The sequence below is a fragment of the Streptomyces sp. NPDC002265 genome (assembly GCF_040296125.1).
Classification (GTDB): Bacteria; Actinomycetota; Actinomycetes; order Streptomycetales; family Streptomycetaceae; genus Streptomyces.
Genome location: NZ_JBEOWS010000336.1, coordinates 1 through 10483, shown reverse-complemented (window position 1 = coordinate 10483; position 10483 = coordinate 1). Strand labels below are relative to the sequence as shown.

The window sequence follows — 10483 nt, the reverse complement described above, 5'->3', positions numbered from 1 at the left end:
TGTTTTGCGCTGTCCGTCGGGGGCGGGCGGGGGCCCCCCCCCCCCCCCCCGCGGTGCGTTGTGAGCCTTGATCCACCGGCCCCGGGGATATCGTCGAAGAGTGACGAGTCTTCCCGGAGGCAGTGACGACCGCGACTCCGAGCAGGAGCCGCGCCCTCTCGAATGCACCCGCTGCGGCAGACGGGCCGAGGGCCCGCGGCCCACCTGGACCTGCTCCGTGGAGAACGGCCGCCGGCGGTACTTCTGCGACACCTGCTCCCGCGACAACCTCAGAGCGATCGAGGGGCGGCTGGACTCCGCCTGGTGGTGACGGAGTGCGTCGCCCCCGGACTCAGGCCTCCGCGGCCGACTCCTCGGCCTCCGCCAGGTCCGGCAGGAATCCCGGGAGCCACTCCTCCAGTTCCCCGCGCAGACGCACGGTCGAGCCCAGTTGGCACAGGACACCGATGGTGCTCAGGGTCACCCGGTGTATCAGCAGATAGGACGGGGGAAGGTTGAGCCGCTTGCCGAGCTGGTAGGCGGGCGAGCGGGGGTCGGCGACGCGGGCCGCCTGGCCGCGCATCCAGCCGCGGGTGAAGGTGAACGCCTCGATCCGGGCCGGCTCGATGATGGGCAGGAGATAGTCGAGGACCGCGTCGGGGTCCAGTTCCATGGAGTCCTTGACGAACCCTTCCGCGCACAGGAGTTCGTACACGGCGTCGGCCCGGCCTTCGAGGGTCATCCGCAGCGAGTGGCCGATGGGTGTGGGCAGTCCGCCCGGGAGCCGGTCGACCGTGCCGAAGTCCAGGACGCCCAGACGCCAGTCGTCGTCGGAGTCGCCGGGCAGCAGACGGAAGTTCCCCGGGTGCGGGTCGGCGTGCAGCAGCCCCGTCCGGGCCGGCCCGGAGAAGAGGAAGCGGGCCAGCAGCTGCCCGGCGCGGTCCCGCTGGGCCCGGGTGCCGTCGGCGATCACCTCGGACAGCGGGACACCGTCGATCCACTCGGAGACCAGGACCTGGTCGCTCTGGTGGACCACGGCAGGCACCACCACGTCCGGGTCGCTCGCGAACTCCTGCGCGTGCGCCCGCTGGGCCTGTGCCTCCAGTCCGTAGTCGAGCTCCTCGGAGACCCGGTCCCGGAGCTCGGCGATCAGCGGCTTGATGTCCATCCCCGGAATGAGAGGTCCCAACAAGCGGGCGAACCTGCTGAGTTGGTTCAGGTCGGAGAGCAAGGCCTCGCCCGCTCCGGGGTACTGCACCTTGACCGCGACCTCGCGGCCGTCGTGCCACACCGCCCGGTGCACCTGGCCGATGGAGGCCGCTGCGGACGGCTTGTCCTCGAACTCCCTGAACAGACTGGGCCAGTCCTCCCCGAGCCGCTCCCGCAGCACGGTGTGCACGGTCCGCGTGGGCATCGGCGGCGCCGCCTCCTGAAGCTTGGTCAGCGCGGCCCGGTAGGGCCCGGCGACCTCCTCGGGCAGCGCCGACTCGAAGACGGACAGGGCCTGCCCGAACTTCATCGCCCCGCCTTTCAGCTCGCCGAGGACCTTGAACAGCTGCTCCGCCGTGCGCTGTTGGAGCTCGCGGCCGACGAGCTCGGCGGACTCGCCCACGATCCTTTTCCCGAGTCCCCACGTGGCTCTCCCGGCGAAGCCGAGCGGGAGCGCGGCGAGCTTGGCGGTCCGGGTGACCGCCTTGCGGGGAAGATCAGACATGCGCCCTCCAAGTCCCAGCCGGTCGCGGTGTGCCTGCGGTAGGGCATGGCTTCGTCGGCGACCGTTGCCCGGCCATTGTCTCGCGCGACTCCCCTTCCATGGAGGTGTGTTCTCCCTTACCTTTCTCCGCCGCCCCGCACGGACAGGCTGGATGCGCCCGGACCGGCCGTGCGTGCCACTGGAGCGTGGGCAGCGAAGTCTCCCAGCGGGTCCCCGCGGTGGAGGGGAGCCCGCCGTCCAGGAACGCCAGTGCGTGCGCGGCCGCCAGTCCGGCGACGGTCGTGGCCAGCGTCAGGTCGCACGCGCGTACAGGGCGCGGCCTTCCGGACTGCCACTGGGCCACCAGGCGGGGCCAGACCGGATCCCGTTCCCGGCGCCCCTCGTGCAGACAGCCGGCGCAGCCCGTCTCACCGGGCAGGACCAAGGGGCCCACGACTCCGGTCGCCTCCACGACTCCGGCGTACAGATGGGGTGTGCCGGAGGCGATGAGGGGTTCGGCGACGGACGGGGCGGGGGCGTGGACGGCCACGTCGTCCCGCGGCGCGAGGACCACCAGGGAGAACCCCGGCTCGCCCGCGCCCCCGGGAGCGACCGCGGCCCCGGGCGGCTGCGCGCCCCCGGGTGCGCCGACGGCACGCCGGGGCGGGCGGTCCGGGGCGGCCCGGCGGGCGGCGCGACGGGCCGCCGTGTCCCGGCGCTCCCCGACGGCCTCGGCGGGCAGCCCGCCCGGTGACACGTCACCCGGCTCGACGCGGCCGTCGTCGCGTACGTCGACCTCGCCGACGCCCGCGCCCGAGAGCAGCGCCGCCAGCAGGGCGCCGACCCGCCCGGCGCCCCTGACCTGGACCCGCAGACAACGGCGGGCGGCCAGCCGGTCCATCGCGTCGCCCGGCCCGGAGGTCGTCAGGGACAGCGAGGCCAGGTCGGGGCCCAGCCGGGCCAGGGCCTCCTTTCTGCCCCGCAACGCCTCGGCGGGCGGCCCGCCGCCTCTGGCGTCGTCGAGGAGTCCGGCCCGTGCCAGCCGGGTGACCAGCGTGTCGACATGCCCGTCGGGCAGGTCCATACGGCGGCCCTCCTCGCGCAGCAGCGCGAGGCCGCGGGTGCCGTTGAGCAGATCGAGGAAGCTGCCGGTCGCCGTGTCCACGGGGCCGAGTGTCATCGCGTGCGCGGGAGTCATCCCGAACTGCACGGTGTTGAGGTCGCGCCAGCCGCGCCGCAGCGCGGGTTTCACCATCGGATGCATGACAGGCCCCCGTAGCCGAGATGAAGTCGCAGGAAGGAGCGAGAGGAAGTCACGGAACGTTATGGATCGTCCCTCTTGGCCGGTGGAGTCCGGTCCATGCTCCGCCGGCGAATGCCAGGATGCCCGGCCCGGCCGGACGGTGCCGAAAGTTGTCCACAGGCAGGGGATGTTCGTCGTATGAATCGGACGCCTGGCGGGAGATCGGAAACCCGACCGTCCCGGAGTCGGGACTTCCCCCATGTGCAGCGGGTAACGTCGGGGCGTGCCCGCCGACCCACTGCACAGTGCCGGAACTCCACAGCGCAGCACGACGAACCAGCCGCCGAGCGGCTCGGTGGCGAGCGCGATCGAGGTGCGCAGGAGTTCCCGTCGCCGCAGGACGGTCTCCGCCTACCGCGAGGGCGATCGCACCGTCGTACTCATCCCCGCCCGGATGTCCGAGGCGGAGGAGCAGCGCTGGGTGACCGTCATGCTCGACAAGCTCGCGGCCCAGGAGAGCAAGCGGGTGCTCGGTGACGCCGAACTGGCCGAGCGCGCCGAACGGCTGTCGGACCAGTACTTCGGCGGACGGGCCCGGCCCGCCTCGGTGCGCTGGGTCACCAACCAGAACACGCGCTGGGGCTCGTGCACCCCGGCCGAGGGCAGCATCCGGCTGTCGCACCGGCTCCAGGGCATGCCCGACTACGTCCTCGACTACGTGCTCCTGCACGAGCTGGCGCATCTGCTCGTGCCCGGTCACGGGCCGCGCTTCTGGCGGCTGCTGGAGGCGTACCCGCGCACCGAGCGGGCGCGGGGCTATCTGGAAGGAGTGGTCGCCGCCGACCGGCTGCCCCATTTGCCCGGTGCGCGCAGTGAGTGACGCCGCGCCGCGGCGGCGCGTCCGTCGGGGCTGAGCACTGGTTGTGTACCGGGACGGTACCGACCGCCCGCGTTGTCGGAGTTTGCGGTTAGCCTGGCGCGACGCACTCGCATTCGGGATGGGGGACGGTCGTTACGCATGGCCAGGGAATTCCAACGCGGCCACAAGGCCAAGATCAGTGACCTCACGGCAGGCACGGATCTGTACGTAGGCGTGCAGATCACCGGCCCGGGACTGGGCTTCGACATCAGCTGCTTCGGCCTCGACGCGGACGAACGGCTCTCGGACGACCGGTACTTCATCTTCTTCAACCAGCCGAAGTCCCCCGAGGAGGCCATTCAGCTCCTGGGCGGGCAGGCGGGCGATACGGAGTCCTTCCGGGTCACGCTCGACCGGATCCCGGCGCAGATCCAGAAGCTGTCCTTCACGGCCACCATCGACGGCGCCGGGCAGATGTCGCAGGTCGGCCCCGGCTACATCCGGATCGTGGCCGGCGGCGAGGAGGTGGCCCGGTACTCCTTCACCGGCTCCGAGTTCTCCACCGAGCGCGCCGTGATGCTGGGCGACTTCTACCTGAAGGACGTCTGGCGGTTCGCGGCCGTGGGGCAGGGCTTCGACGGCGGCCTGGAGGCGCTGCTGAAGAACTTCGGCGGTGAGGTCATGGAGGAGGAGGCGCCCGCGGCGCCGCAGCAGGCCCAGCAGCCGCAGACCGGTGCCGCTCCGGGCTTCGCCCCGCCCGCGTTCGGTGCGCCCGCGGCCCCCGCGCCGGCCCCGCAGCCCTCTCCGACCGTCGCGCAGGGCTTCCCGCCGCCGCCCGGCGCCACCCCGCCGCATCCGGCCCCCGCACCCTCGGTGCACGGCGCGCCGACCCTCATCGCGCCCCTGGCCCCGCCCGGCGGCGGCACCGTACCGCCCCCGTCGCCCGCGCCGGCCCCCTACGGCCAGCCGCCGCAGCCGTCGTACGGGCAGCAGGCCCCGAGCGCGCCCATGCCCCCCGGCTACGCGCAGCCCCACGCCCCGCAGGGTCCGCCGCCCGGCTACGGGCAGCCGCCCGCGCCCCCCGGGTACGGCCAGCAGCCGCCGTTCGGACAGGTCCCGGGCCAGCAGGCAGCCCCCTACGGGATGCCACAGGGTGCGCCCCAGGGCGGCGCCGGTGTGACGTCCGCGCTCCAGCAGTTCAAGGAGACGCCCACCGGGCAGCGCTGGACCCAGCAGAACAAGAAGCTCATCCGCGTCGACCTCGGTGTCGGCGGCCAGCCCGTGCTGGCGCGCCAGGGCAGCATGGTGCTCTACCAGGGCAAGGTCGACTTCAGCTACAAGGGCGCCGGGTTCGCCGGCCGGATCGTGGGCAACGCGACCGGCCAGGAGATGCAGCTGATGCGCTGCACCGGCCAGGGACAGGTGTTCCTCGCCGAGAACGCCACCCATCTGCACCCGGTCGAGCTCCAGGGCGACGCGATCTGCGTCTCCGCCGAGAACGTCCTCGCCTTCGACGAGAGCCTCCAGTACGAGGTCCGCCGCATCGAGGGACACGGCATCCCCGGCGGCGCCCTGTTCACGATGCAGTTCCAGGGCACCGGCACGATCGTCGTCAAGACGCACGGCACGCCCGTGGTGCTGCCCGTCACCCCCACCACGTTCGCCGACTGCAACGCGGTGGTCGCCTGGTCGGCGGCCTCCCAGGTGATCGTCTCCAGCCAGGTCCGGATGCGACGCAACGCCTACCCGGGCGACACCGGCGAGAGCGTCAACCTCCAGTTCCGGGGTGCTCCCGGCAACTTCATCGTCGTCCAGCCGTACGAGGTCTGAGGGAGCCCGTCATGAACCAGCCGCTCGCGGGCTATGCCCCCGCACCCGTCACGGCCCGCATGGAGAACCACGGCAACCACATGCTGAAGGTCGCCATGCAGACCGGGAACGACCTCCTCGCGCGCGTGGGGTCGATGGTCGCCTACGAAGGCTTCGTCCAGTACGAGCCCAACCCGCCGGCCGTGCGCCAGATCGCCCGCGACTGGATGACCGGCGAGGGCGCGCCCCTGATGAAGGCCTCCGGCGACGGACTGCTCTACCTCGCCGACTACGGCGCGGACGTCGTCGTGATCAACCTCAACGGCGACGGCATCTCCGTCAACGCCACCAACCTGCTCGCCTTCGACGCCCATCTGACGTGGGGCGTCGAACGGGTGAAGGGACTGGCGAAGTTCGCCGGGCAGGGCCTGTGGAACACCAAGATCTCCGGGCAGGGCTGGGTCGCGCTGACCTCCCGGGGCAAGCCGATCGTCGTGGACTGCGGCGGCGGCGAGGACGAGACGTACGTCGACCCCGACGCGCTCGTCGCCTGGTCCCCGAACCTCAAGGTGAAGGGCAAGCGCAGCTTCAAGGCGCAGTCACTGATCGGCCGCGGCAGCGGCGAGGCGTACCAGATGGCCTTCTCCGGCCAGGGCATCGTCGTCGTCCAGCCCAGCGAGGACAGCACCGACCGCCTGCGGTTCCGGGGCTGAGGGGGAGCCAGAGTCACCATGCAGAGCCCGCTTTTCGCCTTCAACGACCAGCAGACCCAGGAACGCTGGAGCCTGCAGAGCAAGCAGATGCTGCGTGTCGTCCTGGAGGGTCACGACGACATCCTGGCCCGCAAGGGCACGATGGTCGCCTACCAGGGACTCGTCGAGTTCGACGCCGAGTACCGGAGCAACCACCAGGCGCGCTCGCGCGCCTACACCGGTGAGGGCCTGGACCTGATGCGCTGCCACGGGCAGGGCACGGTGTTCTTCGCCAACCTCGCCCAGCACGTCCACCTGGTGGACGTGGAGCAGGACGGGCTGACCGTCGACAGCAGCTATGTGCTCGCGATGGACTCGTCGCTGCACCACGAGGTCATCGCCGTGGACAGCCTGTACGGCATCTCCGGCTCGGGGAAGTACCAGCTCAACATCACCGGCCGCGGCAAGGTCGCCCTGATGACCTCGGGCGCGCCGCTGATGATGCAGGTCACCCCCGACAAGTACGTCAACTGTGACGCCGACGCGATCGTCGCCTGGTCGACCGGTCTGCGGGTGCAGATGCAGGCCCAGACGCATTCGTCCGGGGTGTGGCGGCGCCGGGGCAGCACCGGCGAGGGCTGGGAGCTCAGCTTCATGGGCACCGGCTTCGCGCTGGTCCAGCCGAGCGAGCTGCTGCCGCCGCAGAACGCCCAGATCGGGCAGGGCCTGGCCGCCCAGTTCGGCATGGGACAGCACGGCGCGCGGGCCCAGAACCAGGGCAACGTCTGGAGCTGACCGCACGTGTGAACGAGGGGTGACCGTGACGCCGGTCACCCCTCGGCCGTTCACAGCCGGGCGCGGGTCGCCTCCAGCAGCCGTACGACGGAGTCGTCCGCCACGTCCGCCACCTCGTCGTAGGCGAACCAGCGCACGTCGAGCGACTCGTCGCTGATCGCGGCCTGCGCGCCCGGGGGCGCCACGACCGCGTACTGGACGTCGAAGTGCCAGTGGCACGGCGCCGGGATCGGGTGCTTGTCCAGCCGCACGGGCCCGCCCGCGAGCAGCGTCAGCCCGTCGATGCCCGACTCCTCGGCCGCCTCACGCAGTGCCGCGTCCGCCAGGGTGGCATCACCCGGCTCGCAGTGACCGCCCGTCTGGAGCCACATGCGCAGTTTCCTGTGCAGGGTCAGCAGGACCCGGCCGTGCTCGGGGTCGATCACCAGGGCGCTCGCGGTGACATGGCCCGCGTGACAGGCCTTCCACACGCCGTCCGGGTGCGCCGCCAGATGGTCCAGGTAGACCGCGCGCAGCGCTTCCTGGTCCGCGTCCCGGCCCGTGTGATCCTTCAGGACCAGGACCGCGTTCTCGTACAGGCTCACTCGGTGCCGTCGCCCTCGGTGCCGCCGCTCCCGGACCCGCCGTCCTTGGTGTCGCCGTCCTCGGCCGCGCGGTCCTTCCTCAGGTCGGGCTTGTCACCCGAGCGGCCGCTCGCCGCCTCGCCCAGCATCTTGTCCAGCTCGGAGAAGTCCAGGTGCTCGCGGTGCACGAAGCCGTCCGGGTCGTCCAGGTCGGTGGCCGTCGGCAGCATGTCCGGGTGCGCCCACAGGGCGTCACGGCCGTCGACGCCCCTCGCGTCCGTCAGGGACGCCCACAGCCGGGAGGCGTCGCGCAGCCGCCGCGGACGCAGTTCGAGGCCGATCAGGGTGGCGAACGTCTGCTCGGCCGGACCGCCGGTGGCACGACGGCGGCGCAGGGTCTCCCGCAGCGCGTCGGCGGACGTCAGACGCGGCTTCGCGGCCGCGTGGACCACCGCGTCCACCCAGCCCTCCACGAGCGCCAGAGCCGTCTCCAGACGGGCCAGGGCGGCCTTCTGCTGGGGCGTGTCCTCGGGCTGGAACATGCCCTGCTGAAGGGCGTCCTGAAGCTGCTCCGGGTTCTGCGGGTCGAACTGGCCGACCACGTCCTCCAGCTTGGCCGTGTCGACCTTGATCCCGCGCGCGTACCCGTCGACCGCGCCGAACAGGTGCGAGCGCAGCCACGGCACGTGGGCGAACAGACGCTGGTGGGCGGCCTCGCGCAGGGCGAGGTAAAGCCGCACCTCCTCCTTCGGCACGCCCAGGTCCTTGCCGAACGACTCGATGTTCACCGGCAGCAGCGCGGCCTTGCCGGCCGGGCTGAGCGGCAGACCGATGTCGGACGAGCCGACGACCTCGCCCGCGAGCACACCGACGGCCTGCCCGATCTGGGTGCCGAACATGGCACCGCCCATCGAGCGCATCATGCCGATCAGCGGGCCGGCCATGGCCTGCATCTCCTCCGGCAGGACATCGCCCATGGCCGCGCCGACGCGCTCGGCCACCGGGTCGACGAGCTCCTGCCACGCGGGCAGGGTCGCCTCGACCCACTCCGCGCGCGACCACGCCACGGCGGAGGCGGCACCGGAGGGCAGGGACGTCGCGTCGTCCAGCCACAGGTCGGCCAGGCGCACGGCCTCCTCGACCGCGGTCCGCTCCGAGGGACCGACGCTCGCGTCCTTGACGCCGTCGGCGGTGCCCTGGGCGACCGTCTGCCGGGCGATCTGCTTGGCCATGTCCCAGTTCACCGGGCCGCCCTCGTACGAGAGCATCTGGCCCAGCTGCTGGAACGCGGCGCCCAGGTCGTTGGGACTCAGCGAACCGAACATGGCAGCGAGCGGATTGTCCGCACCGGGGCCGCCAGGGCCACCGGGCCCGAAGCCGAACGGGTTGGCCGGTCCCTGACCACCACCGCTCTGCTGGTCCTTCTTCTTGCCCTCGTCGCCGTTCTCCGGCTCCTCCGGCGGAAGGCCGAATCCGAATGGGGTGTCACTCACGGGATTCCTCGGCTGGTAAGGCCACCGGTTCTTTCCGGCGGCACGACTGCCCGACAACACCACCCAGCCTAGACACCGCGGACGGATCGGGCCTCGGTGCTTCGCCGACGGAGGGCCTGCGGCAGGATGGATGCCACCTGGTACGTACGCGTCGCTCGCGCCCGTACAGAAGACAACCGCTGGAGACACCTGGTGAGTTCCCCAGATCCGCAGGTTCGCGCAGCGCGAAACCACTCGGGCCCGCCCACCGCCCGCGGGCCCGTCGTCGCCGTCACCGGCGCCGCGTCCGGTGTGGGCGCGCTGCTGACCGCGCGGCTCGCCGCGTCGGAGGAGATCAAGCAGGTCATCGCGATCGACGAGCGCCGGGGGGAGTGTGCCCAGGCGCAGTGGCAGATCCTCGACGTGCGGGACCCGGCGATCGCGGACAAGCTGCGCGGCGCCGACGCCGTGGTGCACCTGGCCCTCGACCTGGATCTGGGCAGCGACGCGGCCGCGCGCACCGCCTACAACGTCCGGGGGACGCAGACCGTGCTGACCGCGGCCGCGGCGGCCGGCGTGCACCGCGTGGTGCTGTGCACGTCCGCGATGGTCTACGGGGCGCTGCCGGACAACGAGCTGCCGCTGTCGGAGGACGCCGAGCTGCGCGCGACCGCCGAGGCCACGGGGGTCGGCGACCTGCTGGAGATCGAGCGGCTCGCCCGGCGCGCACCGCGCGCGCATCCGGGGCTCAACGTCACGGTGGTGCGGCCCGCGGTGCTCGTCGGCGAGACGGACACCGCGCTGACCAGGTACTTCGAGTCGCCTCGGCTGCTCGTCGTCGCCGGTTCACGGCCCGCGTGGCAGTTCTGCCACGTCGAGGACCTGTGCAGCGCGCTGGAGTACGCCGTCCTGGAGAAGGTCGACGGGGAGCTCGCCGTGGGCTGCGACGGATGGCTGGAACAGGAGGAGGTCGAGGAGCTGAGCGGGATCCGGCGGATGGAGCTGCCGTCGGCGGTCGCGCTCGGCGCGGCGGCCCGGCTGCACCGGATCGGGCTCACCCCGTCCCCGGCGGGGGACCTCGCCTACACGATGTACCCCTGGGTGGTCAGCGGGAGCCGTCTGCACGACGCGGGCTGGCGGCCGCGGTGGACCAACGAGGAGGTGCTCGCGGAGCTGCTGGAGGAGGTCTCCGGGAGGCACACGGTGGCCGGGCGGCGGCTGGGCCGCAAGGACGCCACGGCCGCGGGCGCGGCGGGCGCGACGGTCGCGCTGCTCGGCGCGGCGGCCGTCGTGCGGCGGGCCCGGAAGGCGCGCCGGCGGATCTGACGACCCGCGGGTCCTGACGACCCGCGGGTCCTGACGACCCGCGGGTCCTGAC

General features: G+C 72.4%; 10 protein-coding genes. 6 read left to right on the top strand and 4 right to left on the bottom strand.

Annotation, left to right across the window (positions count from 1 at the left end; genetic code table 11):
* The first annotated feature begins 100 nt into the window (after nucleotides 1–100).
* Entirely contained in the window at nucleotides 101–310 is a 210-nt protein-coding gene (locus ABT085_RS37750) for a hypothetical protein (RefSeq protein WP_351618800.1), read from the top strand.
* 21 nt (nucleotides 311–331) lie between these two features.
* Here ABT085_RS37750 and ABT085_RS37745 read toward each other — a convergent pair whose 3' ends face one another.
* Both ABT085_RS37745 and ABT085_RS37740 read right to left on the bottom strand, forming a co-directional pair.
* Entirely contained in the window at nucleotides 332–1693 is a 1362-nt protein-coding gene (locus ABT085_RS37745) for an ABC1 kinase family protein (RefSeq protein WP_351618797.1), read from the bottom strand.
* Nucleotides 1686–2936 (bottom strand): TOMM precursor leader peptide-binding protein, encoded by a 1251-nt coding sequence (locus ABT085_RS37740; RefSeq protein ID WP_351618795.1) that lies wholly within the window; start codon nucleotides 2934–2936, stop codon nucleotides 1686–1688. The genes ABT085_RS37745 and ABT085_RS37740 overlap by 8 nt, the downstream gene beginning before the upstream one ends.
* A gap of 262 nt (nucleotides 2937–3198) precedes the next feature.
* Here ABT085_RS37740 and ABT085_RS37735 point away from each other — a divergent pair, with 262 nt between their 5' ends.
* From ABT085_RS37735 to ABT085_RS37720, 4 genes are all read left to right on the top strand, one after another.
* Nucleotides 3199–3795 (top strand): M48 metallopeptidase family protein, encoded by a 597-nt coding sequence (locus ABT085_RS37735; protein WP_351618792.1) that lies wholly within the window; start codon nucleotides 3199–3201, stop codon nucleotides 3793–3795.
* 138 nt (nucleotides 3796–3933) lie between these two features.
* Nucleotides 3934–5604: a TerD family protein gene (locus tag ABT085_RS37730; RefSeq protein ID WP_351618789.1), complete on the top strand. Its 1671-nt coding sequence runs from the start codon at nucleotides 3934–3936 to the stop codon at nucleotides 5602–5604.
* A gap of 11 nt (nucleotides 5605–5615) precedes the next feature.
* A complete protein-coding gene (locus ABT085_RS37725; RefSeq protein WP_351618787.1) occupies nucleotides 5616–6296 on the top strand; it encodes an AIM24 family protein in 681 nt (226 codons plus the stop codon).
* 18 nt (nucleotides 6297–6314) lie between these two features.
* On the top strand, nucleotides 6315–7070 hold the full coding sequence (locus ABT085_RS37720) for an AIM24 family protein (protein ID WP_351618784.1): 756 nt from the start codon (nucleotides 6315–6317) through the stop codon (nucleotides 7068–7070).
* A gap of 50 nt (nucleotides 7071–7120) precedes the next feature.
* Here ABT085_RS37720 and ABT085_RS37715 read toward each other — a convergent pair whose 3' ends face one another.
* Together ABT085_RS37715 and ABT085_RS37710 are read right to left on the bottom strand one after the other, a co-directional pair.
* The gene (locus ABT085_RS37715) at nucleotides 7121–7654 is read right to left on the bottom strand and encodes an NUDIX hydrolase (protein ID WP_351618781.1); all 534 of its coding nucleotides are present in this window, start codon (nucleotides 7652–7654) and stop codon (nucleotides 7121–7123) included.
* Complete coding sequence (locus ABT085_RS37710) at nucleotides 7651–9126, bottom strand: zinc-dependent metalloprotease (protein ID WP_351618779.1); 1476 nt, start codon at nucleotides 9124–9126, stop codon at nucleotides 7651–7653. Before ABT085_RS37710 ends, ABT085_RS37715 begins: the two co-directional genes overlap by 4 nt.
* 192 nt (nucleotides 9127–9318) lie before the next feature.
* On the opposite strand from ABT085_RS37710, the gene ABT085_RS37705 reads away from it, so the two are divergent.
* Complete coding sequence (locus ABT085_RS37705; RefSeq protein WP_351618776.1) at nucleotides 9319–10431, top strand: SDR family oxidoreductase; 1113 nt, start codon at nucleotides 9319–9321, stop codon at nucleotides 10429–10431.
* Nucleotides 10432–10483 lie beyond the last annotated feature (52 nt).

Excerpts from the sequence above, each read along its gene's own strand:
- ABT085_RS37745 (WP_351618797.1), bottom strand. The coding sequence starts at position 1,693 with ATGTCTGATCTTCCCCGCAAGGCGGTCACCCGGACCGCCAAGCTCGCC.
- ABT085_RS37740 (WP_351618795.1), bottom strand. The coding sequence starts at position 2,936 with ATGCATCCGATGGTGAAACCCGCGCTGCGGCGCGGCTGGCGCGACCTC.
- ABT085_RS37730 (WP_351618789.1), top strand. The coding sequence starts at position 3,934 with ATGGCCAGGGAATTCCAACGCGGCCACAAGGCCAAGATCAGTGACCTC.
- ABT085_RS37725 (WP_351618787.1), top strand. The coding sequence starts at position 5,616 with ATGAACCAGCCGCTCGCGGGCTATGCCCCCGCACCCGTCACGGCCCGC.
- ABT085_RS37720 (WP_351618784.1), top strand. The coding sequence starts at position 6,315 with ATGCAGAGCCCGCTTTTCGCCTTCAACGACCAGCAGACCCAGGAACGC.